Consider the following 25,674-nt stretch of genomic DNA (forward strand, 5'->3'; position numbering starts at 1 on the left):
CGAGATCGTCCCCCGTAGGGCACCGAGCGGGGGACGGCCGCGAGCACGCGGCCGCGGAGCGCGAGGGAGCCGGCGCCCAGGGCGGTCCTCAGCGGGCGCCGGCCGCCTCCTCGTCCGCGGCCGGCCTCGCGGCAGGCCCGGACTTCAGCAGCTTCAGCCCGACGACGCTGCCGACGATCCCCGCGAGCAGCAGCACCCGCACGACCGTGACGGCCTCACCGCCGGTGAGCATGCTCCAGGTGACGGTGAACGCCGCGCCGAGCCCGGCCCAGATCGCGTACGCGGTGCTGATCGGGATGTGCCGCGTCACCCAGCCGAGCGTCAGCATCGAGGCGGCGAGGCCGAGCACGAAGACGACGGAGGGGGCGAGCACCGAGAGCCCCTCGCTCCGACCCAGCGCGGTCGCCCAGACCGCCTCGAGCACGGCGCTGACGACGAGCACGACCCACGGCATCAGCTGACCACCTTGAGGCCGACGACGCAGCCGATCAGCACGGCCAGCAGCAGTGCGCGGGCGACGGTCAGCACCTCCTGGCCGCGGACGACCGCGATGATCACCGTCAGCACGGCACCGATCCCGACCCAGACGGCGTAGGCCGTGCCGACGGGCAGGTCGTTCATCGCCAGCGCGAGGCCGACCATGCTCAGGACGAGCGCGACGACGAACAGCGCGGTCGGCCCCTTCTTCGTGAAGTTCCCCGAGGCGCCGAGCGCCGAGGCCCACACGGCCTCGAGCACCCCCGCGACGATCAACAGCACCCAGGCCATGACGGGCCCCTCTCCTCCGGCGCACCGAGCCGACCTCGTGTCGACACCCTGCGCGACTCGTTGTCGCACAGTCGTGCGAAATCAGTTCTAGCACGTTTTCGCACAGTCGTGCCAGAATCGATGGATGCCCCGCACCGTGGATCTCGACGACCGCCGCCGCATCGTCGGCGAAGCCGCCTGGCGGGTGCTGGTCCGCGACGGACCGACGGAGGTGTCCGTCCGCAAGGTCGCCGCCGAGGCCGGCCTGCCTCCCTCGTCGCTGCGCTACACGTTCCCGACGCAGGCGAGCGTGCGCGACGCCGCGGTCGAGCTGCTGGTGTCACGGCTGCGCGAGCGCGTCGACCGGGCGGGCGCCGCGACCGGCGGACGCGACGCGGCCCGGGCCGTCCTGCTCGAGCTGCTCCCCCTCGACGACGAGCGTCGGGCCGAGATGGAGGTGACCGTCGCCTTCGCCGCCCTCGCCCTGACCGACCCCTCGCTGCGGACGGCGCACGAGCAGACGCACGCGGCGGTCCGCGACGTCTGCGCGCTGGCGCTGGTGCACCTCGACGCCCGCGGCGCGGCCGGTGCGGCCGGCGCGCGCCCGGGGGGCGGCGCGACCAGCACCCCCGAGCCGGCCCACGTCGACGTCGAGCTCACCCACGCCGTCGTGGACGGCCTGGCCCTGCACCTGCTCGCGCAGGCCGTCGGGACCGACGCCTCCTGGGCGGTCACGGCTCTCGACGCGCACCTCGCGCTGCTGGCACTGCGCCCCTGACGCACTGCATCGAGTTCCGTGCACTGCACCGCGTCTAGACCCGGTGCAGTGTACGAAACCCGGTGCGAAGTGATGCGGCGACGCTGACGGCCAGCCCGGCGCCCGCAGGAGGTGCGGCTCGCATCGACGAGACGGGGTCCAGCCGCCCACCGCAGCCGCCCTGCCGCCCGCACCCGCCGAAGCCGCGCACACCCCTCGGCGCGCCCGAGGGTGTGCGCGGGTCCGACGGGTGTGCGCGGGTCCGAGCGGGAGCGCGCCGACCAGCCGACGCCGCACACGCACGAACGCCCCCGCGCACGGCGAGGGCGTTCGTGCGACCAGCGGGTGAGACCTACGCGAACGTCGCCGCGTCGATCACGAAGCGGTAGCGCACGTCCGACTTGAGCACGCGGTCGTAGGCCTCGTTGATCTGGTCGGCGCTGATCAGCTCCGTCTCGGGCAGGATGCCGTGCTCGGCGCAGAAGTCGAGCATCTCCTGGGTCTCGCGGATGCCGCCGATGGCCGAGCCGGCCCAGCTGCGGCGAGCCGGGATCAGCGCGAACGCCGGCACCTCGAGGGGCTCCGATGGGGCGCCGACGTTGACGAGGGTGCCGTCGACGGCGAGCAGGCCGAGGTAGGCGCCCATGTCGATCTTGGCCGACACCGTGTTGACGATCAGGTCGAACGAGTTCGCCAGGTCGGTGAAGGTCTGCTCGTCGCTGGTCGCGTAGTGCGCCTTGGCGCCGAAGCGCAGCGAGTCCTCCTTCTTGGAGGTCGTCTGCGACAGCACGGTCACGTCGGCGCCGAGCGCCGCGGCGATCTTGACGCCCATGTGGCCGAGGCCGCCCATGCCGACGATGGCGACCTTGGTGCCCTCGGTGACGCCCCAGTGGTGCAGCGGCGAGTAGAGCGTGATGCCGGCGCAGAGCAGCGGCGCGACCTTGTCGTAGTCGAGCGACTCGGGCACGCGCAGCACGAAGTCCTCCGTGACGACGACGGCCTGCGAGTAGCCGCCCTGGGTGACGGTGCCGTCGGCCGGGTCGACGCTCGTGTAGGTGCCGGTGTTGCCCTTGGCGCAGTACTGCTCGTCGCCGCGCTGGCAGTACTCGCACTCGCCGCACGAGTTGACCATGCAGCCGACGCCGACGCGGTCGCCGACCTTGTGCTTCGTGACCTCGGAGCCGACCTCCGAGACGGTGCCGACGATCTCGTGGCCGACGACCTGCGGGTACTGGATCTCGCCCCACTCGCCGCGGACGGTGTGGATGTCGCTGTGGCAGATGCCGGCGTAGGCGATGTCGATCATGACGTCCTTCGGGCCGACGTCGCGGCGCTCGATGGTCGTCGGGACGAGGGGCTCGGTGGCGGACGGTGCCGCGTAGGCCTTGACGGTGCGCATGTGTGCTCCTGTGTTCGTGGTCGGTGGTGATGTCGGGGAAGTGGAGAAGAAGAGGGGTGAGAGTCGAGGAGGCGCGGGTCCGGCCGCCGGGCCCGCCCGCGTCGGCGAGGCGCCGCGTCAGTACTGCGCGGGGAAGGCGCTGCGCCTGCCCCACACCGTCAGGCCGAGGGCGACGGCGCCTGCTCCCATCATGACGACGGGCAGCGCGAGAGGGCCGACCCCGCCGAGCAGCAGCGCTCCGAGGACACCCGCGGCGAAGATGGCGACGTTGAAGGCGACCGGCAGGAACGAGTTCGCGACGTCCGCCTCCGCGCCTCCTGCGGTCGTCAGCGCCGCCTGCAGCTGGGCTGAGGCTCCCCCGAAGGTCAGTCCCCAGAGCACGGAGGCGGCGAGCACCGCGCCCGGGGACGCCTGGCCGACCAGCAGCACGGCCCCCGCGACGACGAAGAGGGCGACGCTGCCGTGCAGCAGGGGCCGGGGGTGCCGGTCGAGCAGCGCGCCGGTGACGACGATGCCGCCGATCGACGAGACCCCGTAGACGAGCAGCGTCAGGTCGACGCCGAGGCCCGAGCCGCCGGCCCGCAGGTACGGCGCGACGTACGTGTAGATCGTGTTGTGCGCGATCATCCACGCGGCGATCACGGCGAGGATCACGACGACCCCGGGGAGGCGGAGGACGCGGCCGAGCGGGAGGCGGCCCGAGGCCGGGGCGGGCGCCGGGGTCGCGTCGGGCACCACGGTGAGCACGAGCAGGAGGGCGACGAATCCGATCAGGCTGAGGCCGCCGAACGACCAGCGCCAGTCGAGGGTCGTTCCGAGCCAGGAGCCGAGCGGGGTCCCGAACGCGAAGCCGACGGGAGCTCCCGCCGAGACGATCGCGAGTGCACGACCCGCGCTGCCGGGCGGGCTGATGCGGCGGCCGTGCACGGCGAGCATGCCCCAGATCGTGCCCGAGAAGGCCCCGGCGACGAACCGGGACGCGAGGGCGACGCCGACCGTCGGGGCGAAGGCGGTCACGACGTTCGCGAGGACGAGCCCGGCGAGCGCCGCGGCGAGCACGGGGCGACGCCGCAGCCCGCGGGTCAGCGCGATCGCGGGGACGGTCGCGACGACGGTGCCGAGCGCGTACGCGCTGATCAGCAGCCCGACCGTGCCCTCGCCCGTGTCGAGCCCGGAGGCGATCTGCGGCAGCAGCCCGGCGGGCATCGTCTCCATCGCGACGAGCACGAAGCCGATCGTCGCGAGCACGACCAGCGAGAAGAGCGGCAGACGGGTCGGGGTCGACGTGCCGCGTTCGCCCGAGAGGGCGACGTCGGCAGCGGGCGCGGGGGCGGGTGCGGAGGCGTTCGTCAGGACGGGTCCTCTCAGGGTCGAGGGCAAGGGCGAGCTGCGGGCAGCAGCAGCAGCAGCAGCAGCAGGAGGGGGGGCGACGCCGACCTGCGGCGTCGACTTCCACGCTACGCACGCGCCCCGCGTGCTGACAGGCACTGCCAGGGCACCCCTCCCGACGAGCCGAGGAGGTGGACTGTCGCCAGGCGCACCTCCTGCGTCGTCCGCCCCGAGCCGGAGAAGGAACCCCGTGACCGATCAGCCCCGCCAGCCCTCCCCGCCGTCCCAGCCCGACCAGCCCCGCCAGGTCGGTGGCGGGCGCGCCTCCCTCGGCGACTTCGCGCCCAAGCTCGCCGAGCTCACCGACGACGTCCTCTTCGCCGACGTCTGGAACCGGCCCGAGCTGTCAGCACGCGACCGCAGCCTGATCACCGTCGCGGTCCTCGCTGCCGGCGGCCACACCGGGCAGCTGCCGTTCCACCTCGGGCGTGCGCTCGAGAACGGCGTCCGACGCGACGAGCTGATCGAGGCGATCACGCACGTCACGCTCTACGCCGGCTGGCCGAACGGCATGGCGGCGATGGCCGTCGCGAAGGACGCCCTGGGCAGCGACCGGGACGAGGACCCGACCGCCTCCTGAGCCCCGGAGCGGGGCGCGGTGTCAACCCCTCCAGGTGAACGGCAGGTGTCATTTGCGTGAACTGCAACCTTGTGTTCAGCTATGAGTTCGCCCACACCGACGTGGACGAGGAAGGCCGAGATGACCACCGACCACCGCGCCCCGCGCACCCCCACCGAGACGTCGTCGCGACGAGGGCTGACCGCCTTCCTCGCGGCCCCGCCGCCCGCTCCCCGACTCGACGACGCGACCGTCGCGCGTCGTTACCCGCGCCTCCGGCTGCAGGTGTTCCTGGGCATCTTCATCGGCTACGCCGCCTACTACCTGATCCGCAACAACGTGCCGCTCGTGTCGACGATCCTCAAGGACGAGAACGGCTTCAGCACCGTCGGCCTCGGCGTCATCACCAACGGCGTGCTGCTCGCCTACGGCTTCAGCAAGTTCCTCAGCGCGATCGTGAGCGACAAGAGCAGCGCGCGGTTCTTCCTGCCGATCGGCCTCGCGCTCTCCGCCCTCGCGAACCTGTTCATCGCCTTCGTCCCCGCGGTGGGCGCCTCCGTCGCGTTCTTCGCCGTGGTGATGATCGTCAACGGGTTCTTCCAGGGCATGGGCTGGCCGCCCAGCGGCCGTACGCTCGTGCACTGGTTCTCGACCTCGGAGCGCGGCGGCAAGACCGCGATCTGGAACGTCGCGCACAACGTGGGAGGCGCGGGTGCCGGAGGTCTCGCCGGTGTCGCGCTCGCGTCGTTCGGCACCTGGCAGAGCGTGTTCTGGTTCCCCGCGGTCGTCTGCCTCGTCATCGCGGTCGTCGCGCTGGTGCTGCTGCGCGACACCCCCGAGTCCGAGGGCCTGCCGCCCATCGAGGAGTACCGGAACGACCCGGCCCCCGTCGAGACCGACGCCGCCGACGAGGGCGCCTCGACCTGGTCGACGATCCGCCGCTACGTGCTCACGAACCGCACCATGGTGAACCTGGCCCTGGCCAACGTGTTCGTCTACACGCTGCGCTACGGGGTGCTCGTCTGGGCGCCGGTCTACCTGTCCGAGGTGCGCGGCGCGAGCCTCGGCGAGGGCATCGCCGGGTTCTCGCTGTTCGAGCTGGCCGGCATCCCCGGCACCCTGCTCTGCGGCTACATCAGCGACAAGGTGTTCAAGGGCCGACGCTCCCCCACGGGCATCCTGTTCATGACCGCGGTCGGGGTCGCCGTCGCCGTCTACTGGCTGTCGCCGGTCGAGGGCACGCTCTGGATCTCGCTCGCCATGCTCGTCGCCATCGGCGGCCTCATCTACGGTCCGGTCATGCTGATCGGCCTGCAGGCGCTCGACCTCAGCCCGCGCTCGGTCGCCGGCACAGCGGCCGGGTTCACGGGGCTGTTCGGCTACGTGCTCGGCGCGACCCTCGCCTCCACCGGCATCGGCCTGGCCGTGCACGCGTTCGGCTGGGACGTCACCTTCGTGCTGATCCTCGCCTGCGTGGTGCTCGCCATCGTCCTGCTGGCGGTCGTCGGCCGCGACGAGCGCGCGCTGAACGAGCGCAAGCGCGCCCGCGACGCCGAGGAGGCGGAGGCCCGCTAGGCGGGACCGCCCGCGGCGCGCCGGCCGCGGACCTCCACGACAGCGACGAACCTCCGTGATCCCCACGGAGGTTCGTCGCTCTCACGTCGGGGACACCGTCCCTGTCGTCGCAGGCCGTCCCTGCCGGCCCGGCCCGCGCCTCCTCGGCTCCACTCGTCGAGACGGCGCCTCCTCAGCTCGACTCGTCGAGGCGGCGCCTCCTCAGCTCGACTCGTCGAGCACCCTCACGAGCTCGGGCCAGAGGCTCGCCGCCCACAGCTCGTGCACCCGCCGCCACGACCACAGCTGGCCGTTCAGGCGCGCGCTGCCGACGGCCGGCTCGGGCTCGGGGAACGGCACGAAGACGCAGTCGCCGCGGTCGCGGACGAGCCGCTCGGACTCGGCGTTGAGCCGCGCGATCTGCCCGTGGACGCGGCCTCGCGCGCCCCGCGACGTCAGCCGCAGCCGATCGATCGGCGGGATCCCCGCGACGAGCACCGGGCTGAGGACGCTCCCCGGGCGCCGTGCGGCGTCGAGCAGCCGGTCGAGGTCGCGGCGCCACGCGGCGGCGGAGGTCATCAGCAGCACGTCGCTGAACCCCAGCGCGACGACGACCGCGTCGACGTCCGGCACGGCCGAGGCCGGCTCGTCGGCCGCCTCGCGCGCGGTCAGCACCTGGGCCGGGCCCTCGACCCAGACGAACGGCCGTCCCCGCGCGGCGCCGACCGCGGCCGCGACGCGGCTGAGCGTCGTCAGCTCCTCCTCGAGCACGCCGAACCGGGCCGCGGCCGCGTTGCCGACGTAGGCGACCCGGTCGGCGGTGACGTCGTCGAGCAGCGACGGAGGTGCGGTGGCGGCCGGCGGGAACGTCCCTGAGCGCACGGCCCGGCGGAAGAGCACGAGCCGCAGCCTCAGCGCCGGCCGGACGCAGGCCCAGACGATGTCGCGCAGCTCCAGCGTCGGCACGCCGCGCTCCGTCGCGCCGCGGCTCGGCACGCCACGCTCCGTCGCGCCGCGGTCGCTCCGGGGGTCGGTCATCGCCCCTCCTCGGTCGATCCGACCCTACGCCCGGGCCGCCCGTCGGCGCCGTCGCGCGCGGCACGGCCACGTGCTCGGCCGCGAACGGTCCGTCCGCACCCTCAGGACCCGCGCGCACCCTCGCTCGCGCGCGCGGGTGCGCGCGGTTCCGAGGGGTGCGGACGCCGTCGCGACGGGCCTGCCGTCGCGACCGCCGCCTCCTGCGGGCTCGAGGTCGCGCGCATGTTCGCGCTCGTGCTCGTGTTCGCGCCCGTGGCGACCAGCTCGAGGCGCCGGCCCGGGAGGACCCGGCGCCCGACGAGCAGCACGGCCCGCCAGAGCACCGCGCCGACGACGGCTCCGGCGGTGTTGGCGATCACGTCGTCGATGTCGGTCGCACGGTTGCCGCCGATCGTGAGGTGCAGCACCAGCTGCAGCAGCTCGACCGAGACGCTGGCGACAAGCGCGATCGCGGCGACCGGCACGATGCCGCGCAGGCGACGCCGCCCCGCCGGCCCAGGCCTCGCTCGCCCGTGTGCCGCCAGCCCGTGTCCCGTCAAGTACGCCCCGAGGGGCACCGTCATCACGATGTTCAGCCAGAACGACCGGAGGTGCAGCGAGCTGAGCGCGTCGAGGTTCATCATCGGCCGCCAGGGCGAGTCCGGAGGTGCGTCGAGGTCGATCACGAACGGGAAGAACGTGACCGCGACCAGCGCCCCGAGGTAGGCGACGAACGACGTCCGCCAGAGGATCGTCCCCAGGTCGTCCCCGGCTCGCCGCGAGCGCAGCCCCACGAGCGCGACGGCGGCGATCGTCACGGGGACGACGGTCGCGAGCGCCGGGAGGACGACGTGCGAGGAGGCGGCGAACATGGGGTCCTTTCGTTCGACGTCCAGTCTCGCCGCCGACCGTCGCCGCCCGCTTCGCCCGCAGGGCTGAAAGCGCGGCGGTGCGTACCCGGAGCGGCCGCGGTCCGAGCAGGACAGGGCCCGGCGGCTGATGCGCCACCACGGCTCGTCTCTCAGCCCCAGGACGGAGACTGCCCCGCGAACGCCGACGCCTCCCCGGCACGTCGATACGGTGAGCCGGTGCGCCTGAGCCGGAAGATCCTCGTCGTCGCGGCAGCCGTGACCGCCTCCGTCGTCGCAGCGGCGATCCTCCTCATGCCGCCCCAGGTCGAGGTCACCGTCGTGAACGACACGGATCGGACGGTCGACCTCACCTGCCTGTGGCACAACGAGGGCGACGTGCGCCCCGGGGCCAGCGCGGTCCTCGTCGTCGACGCGGGCACGACGGAGAACTGCCAGGTCGACTGGCAGCTCTGCCTCGTCCTCGACACCCGGGGTGCGGGCGAGCGTCCCCACACGAGGCGGATCTCGGAGGCACGGGAGGACGACGACCTGGACTGTTCCATCTGAGCCTCGCCCGCGCGGCTGGAGGAACGGGCACACGTCACCTCGGTGACGGCGCGTGTGTAGACAGTCCCCATGCAGATGAACACGCGCCTCGGGCGGATCATGTACGGCATCAGCCTCGTCGTCAGCGTCGGCATGCTCGTCGTCGTGTGGGCCGTGCTGCAGCCGGGCGTCGTGTTCTCGGTCTTCTTCACGCTCTTCGTGATCGGGATCGCCGTGTGGAACGGCCGCAAGGCCTTCGGCGCCTCGCCCGACCCGCGCTGACCGCACCCCTGCTCCGGCCGCAGCTCCCGGTCCGGGTCCGGTTCCGCAGATGCCGACCGCACCGCACGCAATGCAGGCTTTTCCGGTTGTTACGAGTCTCCTCACGCCTCCGCTGTCGGGTCTCGCAGCGGCCAGTGCCCGCGAGGCAAGCGGGACCGAAGGAGGCGCCGCCCACCCCGCCTCCCGGGCCCGACCCGGCGCGCCCCTCGCGCCCGCCGCCGGCACATCCCATGATGGGACGGTCCCCAGACAGATCTGACCACCCCGGAGGAGCCCTGCGTGAGCGCACTCGAGCACCAGGCCACCCCGTTCGGCGACGCCCTCGACCACGGGGCCGCCGTCGACCCGAGCGGCGTCTTGGATCGTCCCCGCCGCCGCTCGTGGGAGCTGCTCCTCTGGATCCTGTCCGCGGCCCTCGTCGCGTCCGGTGCAGCGCTCCTGTGGCAGGCGAGCGCCGACGGCTCCTTCGACATGGAACAGACGGCGACGACGATCGAGATGGACGCCGAGACGGGCCGCATCGCTTCGTGCCAGACGCGCGTCGGCCCCTGCCCACGGACCCTCGCGACCGACGGCCTCGCCTACGCCCTGGCCCTTCCCGCCCTGGGCTCGGGCACGACCGGCCTGCTGCTCGGCATCGCCCTCCGCGCCCGACGGACCACGCAACAGCAGCCTGAGCCGCAGTCGCACCTGCACCCGCAGCCGCAGCCGCAGCCGCAGCCGCAGCCGCAGCATGAGCGGTCGGCTCTCCCGCAGAAGGCGCCCGCCCAGCCAGAGCAACTGCTCCGGCCCCGCGACGCCCGAGCGACACCGCCCTCGCCCCGCTCCCTGCGCGACGGGCCGACCGCCTCCTTCGCTCCCTTCATGCCGCCGGGGCAGCAGCCCGACGACGACCCCGCACGCCGATGAAGCGCCGTTCCCGCGGGGTCGCGGTCGCCGTCGCTCTGGTCGAGACGGCCGCCGGGCTCTTCCTCGCCGGCTTCGCCTTGCTCGACCTGCAGCACGTCGTCAGCCTCGGCACCGTCCTGGTGCTCGTGATCGGCGCAGGTCTCGTAGTCGCGGGAGTCCAGGCGCTCACGAGGCGCCGGTCGCCGCACCGCTGACCACGATCGAGGTGACGCGTCGCGGGGGTCTGCTCTTCCCGGATCCCCTCGACGCGTCACATCGTTCGAGAGAGACGGGCTCGGGCTAGGCCGCGCCCGTGCGAGTGCCCGCTGAGCGCGCAGCCGCGTGTCGCGTCATCGAGTTCGCGAGCTCGGCGAGCGCGGTCGTCACGACGGCCAGCTCGGGCCGCGACGCGAGCCCGTCGAAGACCTCGAGGTAGTACCCGATCTCTCCCTCGATCAGGGCGACGCCGTCGGGGGCGATGACGAGGACGCTGCTGCGCCGGTCCGTCGGGTGGGCGGCGCGGTCCAGGAACCCGGCGTCGGTCATCCGGTCGACGAGGCTCGTGACGGAGCCCGACGAGAGCTCGAGGTACGCGGCGAGCTCGCGCGGCGTGACGTCGGTGCCGCCGTGCACGAAGTACAGCGCGCGGAGGTCCGAGACGCCGATCCCGTGGTCGGCCGCCACGATCTTCATCAGGGCCTCCGCGCGCATCTGCGCGACGCCGAACGCCTGCATGAAGCCGGTGACGGAGTCGGGGCCGACGCCGGCGTCGTGACCGGCGCCTCCGTCGAGGGAGGGTGCCGCGGCCGGGGTCGGGTCCGGTGCGGTGTTCGGTCGGGTCATGTGCCTGGGTCGGGTCGAGAGTGTCGGGGTGGTCATGTTCGCTCCTGCGTTGAGATCGGCATCCGTGCCGACCATTAGATTAGCGAGAATCTCGACGGTCGAGACACCCCCCGTTCGGTCCGACGCAATCCGGATAGTCGAGGAGGCGCCCGCCCGGTGACCGCACCGCCTCGGATCAGCGATCCCGACGTCGCTAGCCTGTCGGCATGTCCGCACCACGACCCGACGGCGAGAGCGCGCCGGCCGCCTCCGGCGAACTCCTCACGCCCCTCGACGCCGTGGCCGTCGGCGCCGCCACGATCGTCGTCGACGCCGTGCGACCGGTCGCGGCGATCGTCACGGACGACGAGGTCCGCTTCGTCACGTGGCCCGACGCGCCCCGTCCGGCCGGTGCTGTCGAGGAGGCGGAGGTGCGGTCGACACCGGAGGGCGCATGGGTCGTCTACCGCGACGCGAGCGGTGACGCGTCGCCGCGCCGGACCGCCGTGCACCTCACTCCCGAGGGCGTCACGGCCGCCGTCGACCTGGGCACCGGCCGGCCGATCGGGGCGGACGCCTCCGGCCTCTGGATCGGCGACCCCCGAGACGCCTCGGAGTGGATGGGCACGTTCCCGGGAGGAGAAGAGCTCGACGGCGGCGGGCTCGACGCCGATGCCGATGCCGACGCAGCCGATCTCGACCCGAGCACCCTCCCCTGGATCCCCGAGACGTCGTTCTGGCCCGACCCCGCCGACTGGACCGAGCCGATCGACGCAGGCCTCGCCGAGCACGACCACGACCACGACCACGACCACCACGCATTCGTGGTCGCCGACACGGACGACGACGTCGGTCCCGACGACGACGACGTCGGCTGGACCCTCGACTTCGGGAACCCCGGCGACGTCGGGGACTCTGCCGACGCCTCCTCCGACCCGCAGCCCGACGACCCGAGCCCGACTCCTCCGACCGACCTGCACCTCCTCAGCCCCGCGGGCGAACGCTCCACGATCCGGGTCGACCACCTCGTCGACGAGGTGCGCCGAGACGGTGACGTGATCGTGCTGCGCTACCACCGGTGCGGCCCCCGCCACGAGACCTCGTCCTTCGGCGGCGGCTGGGACGTCGTCTACGAGCCACGTGAGGTCAGGGTCGACGTCACCGACGGCCTCCCCGACGGCGTGGACACCGACGAGCTGCCGTGGCAGCCCGCGCCGGAGCCGCAGGAGGAGGACTGGGAGCGCGAGGAGAACCGTCGCGAGGAGGTGCTCGCCCCCTGGCGAGACCGTCTCGACCTGGCAGGCGTCGAGGGTGCGCGCTGGCCGCTCGCCCCTCTGGACCAGGCGTCGCGTGACGCGGCCGTGGCAGCTCTGCGCGCCCGGTTCGAGCGGCTCGACGAGCCGAACATCGTCTGGACCCGTGAGCACCCCGAGCCGAGACGGGGCCGGAGCCCGTACCGCTCCCTCGAGGTGGAGACCGTCGGCAGCTGGCCGACGACCGAGCTGCTGGTCAGCTTCGAGCACGCCGACGTGCCGTTCCTGCGACTGCGTCGCCGCTACCGCGTCTTCGACGACACCGGCTGGCCACTCGACTGGCTCTGGGTCTCCGTGCACCTCGACGAGGACATCGCCACGCGACAGATCCCTGCCCGGTCGGAGGCCGTCGACGGCGTCCTCGACACCTGAGCCGACGCGGCCGCCGCGGCCGTGGCGGGCGACGTCACCGACGTCGACGTCACGACGGCCGCAGCCTCAGCGCTGACGTCGCATCACCAGTTCGAACGCGGCCCCGAGGGCGCCCGAGAGGACAGCGGCCACCCCTGCGATCAGCACCCACCCTGCGTCGTCGGTGCGGCTGAACAAGCCCAGGACGGCCCCGCTGGTGCCCCCGCCGACGGCGGCTGCCGAGGACACGGCGAGTATGAGGCGGAGGCGGTGCCGCTCCCGGTCGACCCACCGGTCGACGAGCACGAGGGCGACCCCGGTCAGGCATCCGAGGACGACGCCCACCGGCGCCACGAGCACCACGGCGAACATCGCGACCACGATCGCGAAGTCGCGGCCCGGCCCGGGCCACCCCTCGGACGTGGTCTCGTCCCACTCCGGCGCGACGATCGACAGCCCGACGACGAGCGTGCTCACCACGAAGCCGACCGCTCCCGCGGCCGCGATCACGGCGATGACGAAGCCCGCGCCGCGGCGACCAGCCGGCAGCGGCCGCTGGTCCCGGACGCTCGTGGTCCCGCTCATCTCGCTCTCCGTCCGTCCTCGACCTCGACCTCGACCTCGACCTCGACCTCGACCTCGAGTCTGTCGGTCCGCCTCGGTCGAGGGCAGCCCCCGAGAGGGGATCGAGCCCGGCATCGCCCGGCCGAGCCACTGGTGACGGGCTCAGCCCGACCGACGCCGCCCCGACCGCGCCGCGAACGCGTCCAGGGCCGCCAGGATCTCGTCGCTCCGGAACATCTGACCGCCGACGTGCTCCGTCTTCGACACGAGGACGCCCGCCTCCGCGAGTCGCCTCAGGTGCGGGTAGGCGTTCTTGGGCTCGATGCCCATCTCGGCGGCGAGCACCTTGGGTGTGAGCACGGGCTGCCGTGCGACCACGTCGAGTGCCGTCCAGATGCCCGAGTCCCGGCGGGCACGGAGGCGCTCGCGCCATCCCTCCCGTACCTGCTCGATCTCGGTCACCAGCTGTCGGGCGTTGTGGACGGCCTCGAACGACGCCTCGGCGACGAGACGGGTGATCGGGTCGAGCTCCCCTCGCCGATACGCGGTCAGAGCGTCGTAGTAGCCGGCGGTGTCGCCGAGCAGGCCGGCGGACACCGGCACGGTGACGTTCCGCGTCAGTTCGTTCGCCCGCAGCATCGACTGGAGGAGCGCGCGTCCCGTCCGGCCGTTGCCGTCCGTGAACGGGTGGATCGTCTCGAACTGAGCATGCGTGACGGCCACCTGGATCAGGCGCGGCACGTCGAGCCGGCGGGCGAAGGCGAGCACGTCGTCGATGAGGTCAGGGATGCGTTCCCACCGCGGCCCGACGAAGTCGGCGCTCACCGGACTGTCGGAGCGTGATCCGATCCAGACGGGCTCCCTCCGGAACTGTCCCGCGTCGTGCTGAGAGTCGTGCTCGAGCAGCACCTCGTGCATCGCGAGGACGGCCGCAGCGTCCAGCTCGTCGGCGAGCTCGACGGCTCGACGCATGGCTCGCGTGTTCGAGACGATCGCGGAGGCGTTCCGCCGGTTGCCCCCTCCTAGTTCTGCCGTGAGGATCTGGCGGGCACTGGCCGTGAGCTGCTCGATCTGAGACGAGGCAGCAGCCTCGGACCGCAGCAGCAAGGAGGCGAAGGGCGCGACGTCGGAGCCGAGCTCGGCGTCGAAGACGGCCAAGGCGGTGGATGCCTCGTCGGCGAGGGTCGCCACCTCAGGGCTGACGACGGGTGAGAGATCAGTGATGCGGGGCGGGACTGCGGCTTCGTAGGTCGCGCGTGCTGCAGCGTGACGGGCAGCACGCGGCCCGAACGAAGCAGAGCGGCTCGTCCACTCGAGCGTCTCGTGGCCGATCGCGGGCCAGGACGGTGTCGTCGCCACCACGCCTCCTCACGTCGACTTCAGAGAATTTTCTGAGATATGCCATCTTCTCAGAATTCAGCGGCTGTGGTTCTGGGATCCAAGAAAGCCGTCGATGGACGACTCAACCCCACAAGACCTCTTGCGCAACACCTCTTGTGCACCTACCGTTGCCCCGTGACCCGCGACGAGCCCCGCTCCACCCTCACCGACGCCGCCTCGATGCGCGCGCTGGCCCACCCGACGCGGCTGCGCCTCCTCGCCCTGCTGCGTCAGCGCGGCCCGCAGACCGCGGCGCAGCTCGGCGACGTGGTCGACGAGGCGCCGGGCACGGTCAGCTACCACCTGTCGAAGCTCGCGGCGAGCGACCTGATCCAGGCCGCCGACCCGCAGAGCGCCGACCGTCGCGAGCGCTGGTGGCAGGCCACGGCCCTCCTCACCTCGTGGGAGCCCGCTGACCTGCTCGACGACCCCGAGCGCCTCAGTGCGTCGGCGGCCCTCGAGAAGTCGATCGTCCAGGCGAACGCCGCGCGGTACACCCAGTACGTCGACGCGATGCCGACCCTCCCGCGCGAGTGGGTCGCGGCGGCGGCAGGCGGCGACCGCGCCATCCGCCTCACGGTCACGGAGCTCGCCGCCCTCCGCGCCGAGCTCGAGTCCGTCGTCGACCACTGGGTCGACGTCGGCGACGCACACGACCCCGCCGACGACGACGGAGCCGAGACCGTCGTCTTCGCCTACCAGGCCTACCGGCACCCCGGAGGAGCGGGCGCGTGACCGAGGACGCCCCGGCCCCCGAGACGGTCGCCCCGGGACTCACCCGCCCGACCCACGCGACCAGCCCGACCGGCCCGACCCACCCGACCCGCGCCTCCCGCACCGCCCTCTCGGCGCTCGTCGCCGCCCACGCGATCTCGCAGACCGGCAACGTGGTCACGGCCTTCGCGGTCCCCTTCTACGTCCTCGCACTGGGCGGCTCCGGTGTCGAGATCGGCGTCGCTGCGGCCTTCGCGACGGCGCCGGTGATCATCGGCGGGCCGCTCGGCGGGGTCGTCGTCGACCGCGTCGGCCACCGCCGCGCCGCGATCGTGGCGGACGTGGTGAGCGGCGCCTCCGTGCTCGCGATGCCGGTGCTGGCGCTGACCGTCGGCCTGCCGTTCTGGGCCCTGCTGGCGCTCGTCTTCGTCGCCGGCCTGCTCGACACTCCCGGCCAGACCGCGCGTCGGGTGATGCTCCCCGGCCTCACCGAGCGCGCCGGCATCCGCATCGAGCGGAGCGTCGGCCTGCTCGACGGCTCCGAGCGCTTCGCCAAGCTGATCGGCGCGTCGCTGGCCGGTCTGCTCGTCGCCGCCGTCGGGCCTGTCCCGTCGCTGTTCGTCAACGCGGCGACGTTCGCCGTCTCGGCGGTGCTGACCTGGACGCTGGTGCCTGGGCCTGATCCGTCCCGTGACGGATCAGCCAGCCCGACGAGCCCCCGCCCCGCAGCGCCCGCCGGCGAACGCGCCGAGGAGCCCGGCAACCGCAGCCGCGACCGCACCGGCAGCACCGAGCCGGCCCGCGCCTCCTACTGGCAGGACCTCGCCGAGGGAGCCCGTTTCGTGGTCCGCGACCCGCTGATGCGGCTGATCGTGGCGCTGGTGCTGGTCACGAACCTCCTCGACGCGGCCCGCGGATCGACCCTGCTGCCCCTCTACGCGAACGACCGACTAGGAGGCGCGGCCGCCCTGGGACTGCTGGTCGCGACCATGGGCGGCTGCGCCCTGCTCGGCAACGTCGCCTTCGGCTTCGTCGCGCACCGCGTGCCACGGCGGGTCACGTTCGCGCTCTGCTTCGCGCTGGCCGGCGGCCCCTCGAGCCTGGCGTTCGCGCTCGGGGCTCCGCTGCCCGTGCTGGTGGCCGCGACCGCGCTGTCGGGGCTGGCAGCGGGTGCGCTCAACCCGATCCTCGCGACGGTCGAGCTCGAGCGGGTGCCCGAGCACCTGCGCGGCCGCGTGTTCGGCCTCCTCAACGCGGGAGCCTGGGCCGGGGTCCCGTTCGGAGCCCTCCTCGGCGGAGTCGCCGCCGACACGATCGGCCTCACCGTCGCCTTCGGCATCGTCGCGGCCGTCTACGTGGCGGTGACGCTCACGCCGCTCACGGGCGGGTCGTGGCGGCTGATGGAACGCGGCGCGGTCCGCCTCGAGACCGACCGCACGCCCTAGCCTCGGCACATGAGCACCGACGACCGGACGAACGCCGACGACCGGACCAGCACCGACTGGGAGGCGCGCGTCGCCGCGCTCTGGGCCGACACCGAGATCGACGACGAGCAGCGGATCACCCTGATGGAGGCGCTGGCGGCCGCTGCGCCGCACCCCGCCCTGGGCTCGTTCGAGCTGGGCGGCGCCTACGACTCGGGCGGGCAGGAGGCGGAGGCCGACGTCCACTACGCCGCCTCGACCGCGGCCGGTCTCGACGCCGTCGACCCCACGCGTGCGGCCCAGATGGTGGTGCAGCACGCCTCGACCCTCCGCAACCTCGGCCGGCTCGACGAGGCGATCGCGATGCTGCGTGACGCTCCCGAGCACCCGGCCACCGGGGCCGCGCCGAGGGTGTTCCTCGCGCTCGCGCTGCACAGCGCCGGCCGTCCGGACGAGGCGCTCAGGGTCGCGATCGAGGCCGTCGAGCCCACCCTGCCGCGGTACCACGGCTCGGTGAAGGCGTACGCGGCGGCCCTGACGGAACAGTGACGGCCGCGCGAGCCGCCAAGATGACCAGGTGCCCACCACCTCCTCCGTCCTCCGCGACCAGCTCCGCACCTCCTTCCGCTGGCGGGGCGACCGCAACGATCCCGACTACCTCGCGGACGTGACCAGCTGGTGGCGGGACGCCGACACCCTGCAGACCATCGGCGAGGGCCTCGCCGACCTCTTCCCGGAAGCCGCGCCCACGGTCGTCATGGGCACCCAGTCGCGCGGAAGCCTCCTCGGGGTGCTCACCGCGCGGCACCTGGGCGTCGGCTTCGCGGAGGTCCGCAAGGACCCGTCGCGCAGCGCCGACAGCGACGCCTGGTGGGAGACCTCGACGCCGCCCGACTACCAGGACAGGCACCTGCGGCTCGGCCTGCGACGGTCGCTGCTGCAGTCGGGCGACCGGGTCCTCTTCGTCGACGACTGGGTCCAGACCGGCGCACAGGTCCAGGCCTGCCACGCACTCGTCGAGATGAGCGGCGCGACCTGGCTCGGCGCCGCAGTCGTCGTCGACGGCCTCGAGACCAACGCGCCCCGCCGAGCCCTGACCGTGCGGTCGCTGCTCTCAGTCCGCGAGCTCTGAGACTCGGCGGGCCCCGCGAGCCCCGCGAGCACGCGGGCACCGTCGTGGGCCCCTCAGCGAACCCGACGGTTCGGTCGCTACTGTGCCCGGACGGCAACACCCGTCGCCCACCGCGACACCTGCCGGACCCGCAGCACCCGATGGCAAAGGAGCCACCCATGGACAGACTGACCAGCAAGATCGCCCTCGTCAGCGGAGGCGCGCGAGGCATGGGCGCCTCGCACGCCCGGGCGATCGTGGCCGAGGGAGGCAGGGTCGTCGTCGGCGACCTGCTCGACGACGAGGGCCGCGCCCTCGCGGACGAGCTCGGCGACGCCGCCCGCTACGTGCACCTCGACGTGACGTCGCCCAGCGACTGGGAGGCGGCCGTCGCCACGGCCGTCAGCGAGTTCGGCGGCCTCAACGTGCTCGTCAACAACGCCGGCATCGTCAACTTCGGCCGCCTCGGCACGTACACGCTCGACCAGTGGAACCTCATCCTCGGCATCAACGTCACGGGAGCCTTCCTCGGCATCACGGCAGCGAAGGAGGCGCTGGTCGCGTCCGCCCCGTCGAGCATCGTCAACATCTCCTCCACCGCAGGGCTGCAGGGCACCACGGCGCTGCACGGCTACGTGGCGTCGAAGTTCGCCCTCCGCGGCCTGACCAAGTCCGTCGCCCTCGAGCTCGGGGCCGAGAACGTGCGCTCGAACTCGGTGCACCCCGGCGTCATCCGCACCCCGATGACCGACGGCCTCGAGCTCGGCGACCAGCTCGGCGCCCTGCACCGCATCGGCGAGCCCCAGGAGGTGTCGGCCCTGGTGGTCTACCTCGCCAGTGACGAGTCCAGCTTCCAGACCGGGGCCGAGTTCGTCATCGACGGCGGCGAACTCGCGGGCGAGAGCGACAGCGTCAGCGAGTAGCCCGGGCCGGGCGACGCACCCCCGAGTGGACGATGCACCCCGCAACGACGGGGTGCATCGTCCACTTCGGGGTGCCGCGGCCACGGGGGGTCAGGCCGCGGGGTGTCAGGCCGCGGGGTGCCCGACCACGAAGTGTCAGGCCTGCCCGCCTCCCGTCACGCCCCCGGGTGCGGAGCCCGGACGTCGAACGCCCACACGACGCCGAACCGGTCGCGGAGCTGCCCCGCCAACGGCGACCACGCGGAGGCGCCCAGCGGCTGCCGGATCTCGGCACCCTCGACGAGCCCCTCCCACACCGCCGTGATCTCGGCCGCGTCGTCGCCGCTGAGGTAGACGTAGGACGAGTTCGTCCCCTGGTCGTACTCCTGGTGCGGCCAGACGTCGAACGCCATGACGCGGACGCCGCTCGCGGTCTCGACCTGCCCCCAGACGATCCGGTCCGCCCACGCCGGGTCGTCGGAGGCGCCCATCTGTCCGTAGGTCATGGCCGTCGCCTCGGTGCCGAGCGCAGCGGCCCAGAAGTCCAGGGCCTGGCGGGCGTCTCCGTCGAAGTTGAGGTGCGGGGTGGTCGAGATCGTCATGGCTGTCTCCTCGTCGTCGCGCAGTCCTCGGTGGTGAGGACCGCGTCGACGGCGACTCTCCTCCTCGATACAGTCAGATCGTGACCGCATCTGGTGCGATCATCAGGACGTGACCAGCCCCTCCTCGCGGATCCTCACGCTCCTCTCGCTGCTGCAGGTGCGACGGGACAGCTCGGCGACGTTCTTGGCCGAGCGACTCGGCGTGAGCCCCCGCACGGTCCGCCGCGACGTCGAGCGCCTGCGCGAGCTGGGCTACACGGTGACGACCCTGCGAGGGCCGGCGGGCGGCTACCGCTTGTCGGCGGGTGCCGAGCTGCCGCCCCTGCTCTTCGACGACGACCAGGCCGTGGCCGTCGCGCTCGCGCTCGCCGTGGCGCCCGCCTCCGGCACCGCCATCGGCGAGGCGGCCGCTCGTGCACTCGGCACCGTCCGACAGGTGATGCCGTCTCGGCTGCGGCACCGGATGGACTCGATCGAGGTCCTCAGCACGCCGTCGGCGGTGGTCGTCGACCCGGAGGTGCTGGTCGCGGTGATCGAGGCGACCAGCGCCCACGAGGTGCTCCGGTTCGACTACGCGCCCGTCTGGGGCGAGGCCGAGGTCGGCCCACCCCTCTCGGTCGAGCCGCACGCCGTCGTCACGAGCAACGGCCGCTGGTACCTCCTGGCGTGGGCGCCCGCCGCCGCCGACTGGCGCACCTACCGCGTCGACCGGATGCACCCGCGGGCGGCCACGCGCCGGTCGTTCAGTCGGCGCCCCGTGCCCGGTGACGACCCGGTCGCCTTCGTCGCGGCGCGATTCCGGGGGTCGACCGACGCCTCCTGGCCCTGCGTCGGCACGGCGACGCTCGACCTCCCGGCGAGCGACGTCGCGCCCTACGTCGACGCCGACGCTCTCATCGAGCCGGGGGACGACGGCCGCACGAGGCTCACGACGGGCTCGTGGTCGTGGCGTGCCCTCGCGGCCCGGTTCGCCGGGTTCGACGCGGACCTGACGCTCGAGGGCCCGCCGGCGCTCGTCGAGGCAGGGCAGGAGCTCGCGCGGCGACTGCTCGACTCGCGAGGTCCGGGTCGTCGGCCCTGACGCTCGGACCACAACGAGCGAGGGGCTGCAGGGCAGCGTCCAGTCGCCCACCTCCGTTGCCTCGCCCGGGAGTTTGTGCCATTGTTAGGACAATTGGCCCCCACCGGGAAGGCATACAGAGACGTATGGACCAGACCACCCCCCGCACCCTGCTGCCGGCGCTCCGATGAAGGCGTCCGTGGCCGGAGCCCCCGTCAGCTTCGGCGTCTTCGAGCTCACCCCCGAGGGCGCCGACGTCGTCGGCCCCGACGAGCTCGTCGACGTGCTGGCCGAGAGCGGCTACGCCGGAGTCGACCTCGGGCCCGTCGACTACCTCGGCCGCGGCGACGAGCTGCGCGCCCGGCTCGCCCGCTCGGGCCTCGAGCTCGCCGGCGGCTGGGTCCAGCTGCCGTTCTCGGACGACGACGCCTTCGACGCCGCGCTCCCCCAGCTGCACGAGGCCCTGCGCATCTTCGCCGAGGCGTCCGCGGACGGCCCCTCGCGACTGCCGCTGCCGACCCTCGCCGACGACGGGTCCGACGCACGGCGCGCCGGCCCCGGCCGGGGCGCCGCCGCCGACCCGCTCGACGAGCGCCGCTGGTCGACCCTCGTCGCCAACGTCGAGCGTGCCGCCGCCCTGACGCGGGCGGCCGGCTTCGAGCCGACCTTCCACCACCACGCGGGCACGTTCATCGAGTCCCCCGACGAGATCGACCGGTTCCTCGCGGCCGTCGACGTCGGCCTGACCCTCGACACCGGGCACCTCGTGATCGGGGGCGGCGACCCCGTGCTCGCGATCGAGCGCTGGGGCGACCGCATCAACCACCTGCACCTCAAGGACGTCGACGTCACCGAGCTCCGGCGGGTGCTGGGCGACGGAGGCGGCATGCGCGAGGTCTGGTCGTCCGGCTCCTTCGTGGCGTTCGGCCAGGGCGACGTCGACCTCGAGGCGGTGATGGGCGCCGTCGACCGACAGCGCTTCGACGGCTGGATCGTCGTCGAGCAGGACGTGCTCAACGCCCCCGACGCCGACATCGCCGCGTTCCGGGCCGAGCGGGGCGCCGACCAGCTCGTCAACCGCGAGGCCCTCCGCGACTGGGCCTGACGGCCTCCGCACCCCCACCTCCTGCCCCTCGGGGCTCCCACGACGCCCACGGGCAGCAAGGACGACGACGTGACCACTCCCCTCCGCTTCGGACTCATCGGCACGGGCCGCATCGGCCAGGTGCACGCCGCGAACATCGCGGCCGACCCCGAGGCCGTGCTGGCCTGGGTCTGCGACCCCTTCGTCGAGGGAGCGGAGGCCGTCTCGGCCCGCCACGGCGGCACCGTGACGACCGACGCGGCCGAGATGTTCGCGTCGGGCGACGTCGACGCCGTCCTCGTCGCCTCCCCCACCGCGACGCACGTCGACCTGCTGGGGGCGGCGCTCGACGCCGGCGTCCCCGCGCTCTGCGAGAAGCCGATCGACCTCGACATCGCGCGGGTCGACGCGCTGCTGCCCCGGGTGCAGTCCTCGGGCATCCCGATCGCGCTCGGCTTCAACCGTCGCTTCGACCCCGCGTTCGCCGCCGCGCGCGCCCGGGTGGCGGCCGGCGAGATCGGCGAGCTCGAGCAGCTCTCGATCGTCAGCCGCGACCCGGCGGCCCCTCCGGCGGCGTACGTCGGGGTCTCGGGCGGCATCTTCCGCGACATGACCATCCACGACTTCGACATGGCCCGGTTCTTCCTGCCGGACATCGTCGAGGTGACCGCCACCGGCACGACCGTCTTCGACCCGGGCGCCCGCGAGCACGGCGACTTCGACACCGCGATGGTGACGCTCCGCTCTTCCTCGGGGGCCCTGGTCTCGATCACCAACTCGCGGCACAGCACCGTGGGCTACGACCAGCGGCTCGAGGCGTTCGGCGCCGAGGGCTCGCTGCAGGTGTCGAACGCGCTCACCAGCCTCGTCAGCGTGTCGACCGCCTCCCACGTCGAGGCGAAGCCGCCCTACCAGGACTTCTTCCTCGAGCGGTACGCGGCGGCCTACGTCGCCGAGCTGCGCGCGTTCATCCAGCTGGCTCGCGGCGAGGAGTCGGCGAGCCCGACCTTCGCCGACGGCCGCGCCGCGCTCGTCCTCGCCGACGCCGCCGCCCGCTCGGCGGTCGAGCGCGTCTCCGTCGCCGTCGAGCTCTGACGCGACGATGACGTTCGCGCTGGCGGCCTCCGCCGAGATTCTGTTCCGCGAGCTGCCGGTCGTCGACCGCGTCCGGCGCCTGCACGAGCTCGACTTCCAGGTCGAGATCTGGGGCTGGTCGACGAAGGACCTGCCGGCCCTCGCCGCCACCGGCGCGACGTTCTCGTCGATGACCGGCTACCTCAGCGGCGACCTGACCACGACCGACGGCATCGCCGAGCTGCTGCGCACCGCCGAGCTGTCGATCGCCGCGGCCGAGGTCATCGACTCCCCGCGGCTCAACCTGCACGGCACCGGGCTCGACCCGGACGGCCTGCCGGTGCGCCCGCTGCGCCCGGACGAGGAGGTGGCGCCCGGCGACCGCGAGCGAGCCCAGGAGACGCTCGCCCGCCTGGCACTGCTCGGCGAGCGCCACGGGCGCGTCTTCACCCTCGAGAACCTCAACACCGCGGTCGACCACCCGGGCACGCCCTTCGCCCGCGCCGAGGACACGCTCGCGCTCGTGAGCGCGGTCGACAGCCCCGGTCTGCGCCTCAACCTCGACCTGTACCACGCACAGATCGGCGAGGGGAACCTGATCGAGCTGCTGCGGCGGGCGCTGCCCTGGGTCGGCGAGATCCAGGTGGCGGACGTGCCGGGACGCTTCGAGCCGGGCACGGGCGAGATCCGGTACCCGGCGATCGCGGCCGAGCTGCGCACGCTCGGGTACGAGGGCGTCGTGGGGCTCGAGGCCTGGCCCTCCGGCGACTCGGAGACGGCGCTCGAGCGCTTCCGCGCCTCCTTCGCCTGACGCCGCCTGCGGACCGGGCCGCCTGCCTCGCCTGCCTCGCGGCCGACGTCGGACCGGCAACGAGGAGGCGGCGGCTCGGCGAGCCCGACCCGTCAGAGGTCGTAGGTGGTCGGCCCCTCGACCCGGCCGACCGCCTCCCACGCCCGCGCCTCGTCGCTGCGGACCGCGGCCTCGACGATCTCGGCGGCCGACCAGGCGTCGGCGGCGGACGGCGCCAGCTGGCGCCCCTCGACCACCGAGCGCAGGAACAATTGCGCCTCGATCGTCTTGAGGTCGTCGAAGCCCATGCTCGTGCCGGCGCCCGGCTGGAACCGGGCGAAGTCGCCGAAGCCGGGCTGCGCCATGACGGTGCGGTACCCGCTCGTGTCGTCGGCGACCTGCAGCTCGTTCAGCCGCTGGAAGTCCCAGCGCAGCGACCCCTTCGTCCCGTAGACCTCGAGCGCGTACTCCGCGCGCGGCCCGATCGCGACGCGGCTCGACTCGAGCACGACGACGGCGCCCGAGTCGAATCGGCCGAGCACGGCGGCGTAGTCCTCGTTCTCGACCGCGCCGGTGGCACCGCCCTCGGCGCCCTTGCTGAAGTGGCCCGCCGAGCCCGAGCCCGGCAGCGGACGCTCGCGGATGAACGTCTCGGTGAGCCCGGTCACGGAGTCGATGCGGCCCACCACGAACTGGGCCAGGTCAGCGCCGTGCGACAGCAGGTCGCCCAGCACGCCCGACCCGGCGCGGTCGCGCATGAACCGCCAGGTCAGGGCGCCGAGCGGATCGGCCGAGTAGTCGGCGAGCAGGCTCACGCGCACGTTCGTCACGGTGCCGAGCGCGCCCGAGCGGACGAGCTCCCGGGCGCGGGCGACCGCGGGCGCGTGGCGGTAGTTGTAGCCGACCGAGGTGACGACGCCGGCGTCGGAGGCGGCGCGCGCGATCTCGGACGACTCCGCGGCCGACCGGCCCATCGGCTTCTCGATCCAGAACGGCTTGCCCGCGGCGGCCGCGGCGAGCGCGACCTCGTGGTGCAGGAAGTTCGGCGCGCAGATCGACACGACGTCGACCTCGGGGTCGGCGATGACCTCACGGTAATCTCCGGTGGTGCGGCGGTAGCCGAGCACCGTCTCGGCGTGGTGTCGCGCGTCGGCGTCCGTGTCGGCGGCGGACACCAGCTCCGCCCGCACCGGCAGCTCGGGATAGTGCTCAGCGGCAGCGCGGTACGCCCGCGAGTGCAGCCGTCCCATCCATCCGAGCGAGACGAGGCCTACTCCTACGCGATCCGGTGTCGACATGGTTCTCCTGACGTCGTCGGCGGGACCCCTGTCGAGCAGGGGGCGAACCGAGCTTATCCCAATGACAGAATGTATTGACAAGCATGACCCCCTCACACATACTCGGACCCGACACCGACGTCACCCCGGACCGTCCTGCGCGACGAGCTCCGCATCGAAGGGACTTTCAATGAAGAAGCGACTCCTCGCCGGCCTCGGCCTCGCCGCGACGACCGGGCTCCTCCTCGCCGGCTGCGCGGGAACGGGCCAGGAGACGGCCAGCCCCGACACCGGCGGAGACCTCACCTTCGCCGTCGTCACCCACTCCGGCCCCGGCGACGCCTTCTGGGACCGCGTGAAGTCGGGAGCCGAGACGGCGGGCGACGACTACGGCGCCACCATCACCTACAACTCCGACGCCGACCCCGCGAAGCAGTCCCAGCTGATCGACAACGCGGTGGCACAGGAGGTGGACGGCATCGTCGTCTCGATGGCCAACCCCGACGGCGTCGAGGACAGCGTCAAGAAGGCCGTCGCCGCGGGCATCCCCGTCGTCACCATCAACTCGGGCATCGAGCGCTCGGCCGAGTTCGGCGCCCTGACCCACATCGGCCAGAGCGAGACCGTCGCCGGCGAGGCCGTCGGAACCAGGCTCGCCGACGAGGGCCTCGGCAACGCGCTCTGCGTCATCCAGGAGGCCGGCAACGTCGGCCTCGAGGACCGCTGCGCCGCCGCCGCCAAGACCTTCGGCGGCACGATGACGAACCTCCAGGTCGACGGCACGAACGACGCCGACGTGAAGGCGACCATCAAGTCGAAGCTGCAGGCCGACCCGTCCATCGACGGGGTCCTCACCCTCGGCGGCCAGTACGCCATCGACGCGGTCGGCGCGGTCGAGGAGTCCGGCAGCGACGCGAAGATCGGCACCTTCGACCTGTCGGAGGACGTCGTGGCCGACGTCGAGAACGGCTCCATCCTGTTCGCCGTCGACCAGCAGCCGTACGTGCAGGGCTTCCTGGGCGTCACCGCCCTGCAGCTCTTCGTCACCAACGGCAACGTCATCGGCGGCGGCCAGCCGGTCTACTCCGGCCCTGCCTTCGTCACCAAGGACAACGCGGCCCAGGTCGCCGAGTTCGCCGCCAACGGCACCCGCTAGGCACACCCCCCGGGGGCCGGCTCGACACGCAGCCGGCCCCTCACCTCCCCCGACCCAGGAG

The 25,674-nt window shown here is 73.1% G+C and carries 29 protein-coding genes; 18 read left to right on the forward strand and 11 right to left on the reverse strand.

All coding sequences use genetic code 11. From position 1 onward, the window contains the following. Positions 1-88: 88 nt before the first annotated feature. Together IFT90_RS13690 and IFT90_RS13695 are read right to left on the reverse strand one after the other, a co-directional pair. On the reverse strand, positions 89-454 hold the full coding sequence (locus IFT90_RS13690) for a multidrug efflux SMR transporter (protein WP_192042789.1): 366 nt from the start codon (positions 452-454) through the stop codon (positions 89-91). After that, the gene (locus IFT90_RS13695) at positions 454-768 is read right to left on the reverse strand and encodes a multidrug efflux SMR transporter (protein WP_123548826.1); all 315 of its coding nucleotides are present in this window, start codon (positions 766-768) and stop codon (positions 454-456) included. The genes IFT90_RS13690 and IFT90_RS13695 overlap by 1 nt, the downstream gene beginning before the upstream one ends. Before the next feature lie 124 nt (positions 769-892). Between IFT90_RS13695 and IFT90_RS13700 the strand changes: the two genes are divergently transcribed. Continuing rightward, positions 893-1,525, forward strand: coding sequence for a TetR/AcrR family transcriptional regulator (locus IFT90_RS13700; protein ID WP_192042790.1), 633 nt, complete (start codon positions 893-895; stop codon positions 1,523-1,525). Between the two features lie 331 nt (positions 1,526-1,856). Here the strand turns inward: IFT90_RS13700 and IFT90_RS13705 are convergent, their stop codons facing one another. Together IFT90_RS13705 and IFT90_RS13710 are read right to left on the reverse strand one after the other, a co-directional pair. Continuing rightward, positions 1,857-2,903: an NAD(P)-dependent alcohol dehydrogenase gene (locus tag IFT90_RS13705; protein ID WP_133739212.1), complete on the reverse strand. Its 1,047-nt coding sequence runs from the start codon at positions 2,901-2,903 to the stop codon at positions 1,857-1,859. A 117-nt stretch (positions 2,904-3,020) separates the two neighbouring features. Continuing rightward, positions 3,021-4,391, reverse strand: a complete 1,371-nt coding sequence (locus tag IFT90_RS13710; protein ID WP_371812321.1) for an MFS transporter — start codon at positions 4,389-4,391, stop codon at positions 3,021-3,023. Between the two features lie 91 nt (positions 4,392-4,482). Between IFT90_RS13710 and IFT90_RS13715 the strand changes: the two genes are divergently transcribed. Then, entirely contained in the window at positions 4,483-4,872 is a 390-nt protein-coding gene (locus tag IFT90_RS13715) for a carboxymuconolactone decarboxylase family protein (protein WP_192042791.1), read from the forward strand. A gap of 120 nt (positions 4,873-4,992) precedes the next feature. Beyond that, a complete protein-coding gene (locus tag IFT90_RS13720) occupies positions 4,993-6,426 on the forward strand; it encodes an MFS transporter (protein ID WP_192042792.1) in 1,434 nt (477 codons plus the stop codon). Positions 6,427-6,627: 201 nt separating this feature from the next. On the opposite strand, the gene IFT90_RS13725 is transcribed toward IFT90_RS13720, so the two are convergent. Next, positions 6,628-7,443: a hypothetical protein gene (locus IFT90_RS13725; protein ID WP_192042793.1), complete on the reverse strand. Its 816-nt coding sequence runs from the start codon at positions 7,441-7,443 to the stop codon at positions 6,628-6,630. Positions 7,444-7,544: 101 nt separating this feature from the next. Continuing rightward, positions 7,545-8,294 (reverse strand): VanZ family protein, encoded by a 750-nt coding sequence (locus tag IFT90_RS13730; RefSeq protein WP_192042794.1) that lies wholly within the window; start codon positions 8,292-8,294, stop codon positions 7,545-7,547. Between the two features lie 216 nt (positions 8,295-8,510). On the opposite strand from IFT90_RS13730, the gene IFT90_RS13735 reads away from it, so the two are divergent. The 4 genes from IFT90_RS13735 (at position 8,511) to IFT90_RS13750 (ending at position 10,204) form a co-directional block, all read left to right on the forward strand. Then, positions 8,511-8,840, forward strand: a complete 330-nt coding sequence (locus IFT90_RS13735; protein WP_192042795.1) for a hypothetical protein — start codon at positions 8,511-8,513, stop codon at positions 8,838-8,840. 69 nt (positions 8,841-8,909) lie between these two features. Next, entirely contained in the window at positions 8,910-9,101 is a 192-nt protein-coding gene (locus tag IFT90_RS13740) for a hypothetical protein (RefSeq protein WP_192042796.1), read from the forward strand. A gap of 279 nt (positions 9,102-9,380) precedes the next feature. Then, positions 9,381-10,010 carry a hypothetical protein gene (locus IFT90_RS13745; RefSeq protein ID WP_192042797.1) on the forward strand — a complete coding sequence of 210 codons (630 nt, stop codon included), beginning with the start codon at positions 9,381-9,383 and terminating at the stop codon, positions 10,008-10,010. Further along, on the forward strand, positions 10,007-10,204 hold the full coding sequence (locus IFT90_RS13750) for a hypothetical protein (protein ID WP_192042798.1): 198 nt from the start codon (positions 10,007-10,009) through the stop codon (positions 10,202-10,204). The genes IFT90_RS13745 and IFT90_RS13750 overlap by 4 nt, the downstream gene beginning before the upstream one ends. An 85-nt stretch (positions 10,205-10,289) precedes the next feature. Here IFT90_RS13750 and IFT90_RS13755 read toward each other — a convergent pair whose 3' ends face one another. Beyond that, a complete protein-coding gene (locus tag IFT90_RS13755) occupies positions 10,290-10,868 on the reverse strand; it encodes a MarR family winged helix-turn-helix transcriptional regulator (RefSeq protein WP_192042799.1) in 579 nt (192 codons plus the stop codon). A gap of 170 nt (positions 10,869-11,038) precedes the next feature. On the opposite strand from IFT90_RS13755, the gene IFT90_RS13760 reads away from it, so the two are divergent. Beyond that, entirely contained in the window at positions 11,039-12,496 is a 1,458-nt protein-coding gene (locus tag IFT90_RS13760; RefSeq protein ID WP_192042800.1) for a hypothetical protein, read from the forward strand. Positions 12,497-12,562: 66 nt separating this feature from the next. Here IFT90_RS13760 and IFT90_RS13765 read toward each other — a convergent pair whose 3' ends face one another. Together IFT90_RS13765 and IFT90_RS17140 are read right to left on the reverse strand one after the other, a co-directional pair. Then, positions 12,563-13,060, reverse strand: a complete 498-nt coding sequence (locus tag IFT90_RS13765) for a hypothetical protein (protein WP_192042801.1) — start codon at positions 13,058-13,060, stop codon at positions 12,563-12,565. Between the two features lie 141 nt (positions 13,061-13,201). Then, the gene (locus IFT90_RS17140; RefSeq protein WP_192042802.1) at positions 13,202-14,398 is read right to left on the reverse strand and encodes a Fic family protein; all 1,197 of its coding nucleotides are present in this window, start codon (positions 14,396-14,398) and stop codon (positions 13,202-13,204) included. Positions 14,399-14,554: 156 nt separating this feature from the next. Between IFT90_RS17140 and IFT90_RS13775 the strand changes: the two genes are divergently transcribed. From IFT90_RS13775 to IFT90_RS13795, 5 genes are all read left to right on the forward strand, one after another. After that, the gene (locus IFT90_RS13775) at positions 14,555-15,154 is read left to right on the forward strand and encodes a helix-turn-helix domain-containing protein (RefSeq protein ID WP_192042803.1); all 600 of its coding nucleotides are present in this window, start codon (positions 14,555-14,557) and stop codon (positions 15,152-15,154) included. Beyond that, positions 15,151-16,578, forward strand: coding sequence for an MFS transporter (locus IFT90_RS13780; protein ID WP_371812322.1), 1,428 nt, complete (start codon positions 15,151-15,153; stop codon positions 16,576-16,578). The genes IFT90_RS13775 and IFT90_RS13780 overlap by 4 nt, the downstream gene beginning before the upstream one ends. Positions 16,579-16,587: 9 nt before the next feature. Further along, complete coding sequence (locus IFT90_RS13785) at positions 16,588-17,106, forward strand: tetratricopeptide repeat protein (RefSeq protein ID WP_192042804.1); 519 nt, start codon at positions 16,588-16,590, stop codon at positions 17,104-17,106. Between the two features lie 28 nt (positions 17,107-17,134). Beyond that, positions 17,135-17,689 carry a phosphoribosyltransferase family protein gene (locus IFT90_RS13790; RefSeq protein ID WP_192042805.1) on the forward strand — a complete coding sequence of 185 codons (555 nt, stop codon included), beginning with the start codon at positions 17,135-17,137 and terminating at the stop codon, positions 17,687-17,689. 158 nt (positions 17,690-17,847) lie between these two features. After that, the gene (locus IFT90_RS13795) at positions 17,848-18,591 is read left to right on the forward strand and encodes an SDR family oxidoreductase (RefSeq protein WP_192042806.1); all 744 of its coding nucleotides are present in this window, start codon (positions 17,848-17,850) and stop codon (positions 18,589-18,591) included. Between the two features lie 155 nt (positions 18,592-18,746). On the opposite strand, the gene IFT90_RS13800 is transcribed toward IFT90_RS13795, so the two are convergent. Continuing rightward, the gene (locus IFT90_RS13800; RefSeq protein WP_192042807.1) at positions 18,747-19,172 is read right to left on the reverse strand and encodes a VOC family protein; all 426 of its coding nucleotides are present in this window, start codon (positions 19,170-19,172) and stop codon (positions 18,747-18,749) included. A gap of 109 nt (positions 19,173-19,281) precedes the next feature. Between IFT90_RS13800 and IFT90_RS13805 the strand changes: the two genes are divergently transcribed. The 4 genes from IFT90_RS13805 (at position 19,282) to IFT90_RS13820 (ending at position 23,201) form a co-directional block, all read left to right on the forward strand. Further along, complete coding sequence (locus IFT90_RS13805) at positions 19,282-20,253, forward strand: WYL domain-containing protein (protein ID WP_192042808.1); 972 nt, start codon at positions 19,282-19,284, stop codon at positions 20,251-20,253. A gap of 178 nt (positions 20,254-20,431) precedes the next feature. After that, positions 20,432-21,337, forward strand: coding sequence for a sugar phosphate isomerase/epimerase family protein (locus tag IFT90_RS13810; RefSeq protein ID WP_371741080.1), 906 nt, complete (start codon positions 20,432-20,434; stop codon positions 21,335-21,337). Between the two features lie 69 nt (positions 21,338-21,406). Further along, a complete protein-coding gene (iolG, locus tag IFT90_RS13815) occupies positions 21,407-22,411 on the forward strand; it encodes an inositol 2-dehydrogenase (RefSeq protein WP_192042810.1) in 1,005 nt (334 codons plus the stop codon). Between the two features lie 7 nt (positions 22,412-22,418). Then, the gene (locus tag IFT90_RS13820; RefSeq protein ID WP_192042811.1) at positions 22,419-23,201 is read left to right on the forward strand and encodes a TIM barrel protein; all 783 of its coding nucleotides are present in this window, start codon (positions 22,419-22,421) and stop codon (positions 23,199-23,201) included. 92 nt (positions 23,202-23,293) lie between these two features. Here IFT90_RS13820 and IFT90_RS13825 read toward each other — a convergent pair whose 3' ends face one another. Continuing rightward, a complete protein-coding gene (locus IFT90_RS13825; protein ID WP_192042812.1) occupies positions 23,294-24,478 on the reverse strand; it encodes a Gfo/Idh/MocA family protein in 1,185 nt (394 codons plus the stop codon). A 169-nt stretch (positions 24,479-24,647) separates the two neighbouring features. Between IFT90_RS13825 and IFT90_RS13830 the strand changes: the two genes are divergently transcribed. Then, entirely contained in the window at positions 24,648-25,613 is a 966-nt protein-coding gene (locus tag IFT90_RS13830; protein ID WP_192042813.1) for a sugar ABC transporter substrate-binding protein, read from the forward strand. The last annotated feature ends 61 nt before the right edge of the window (positions 25,614-25,674 follow it).

Source organism: Frigoribacterium sp. CFBP 8766 (genome assembly GCF_014841435.1).
Taxonomy (GTDB): Bacteria; Actinomycetota; Actinomycetes; order Actinomycetales; family Microbacteriaceae; genus Frigoribacterium.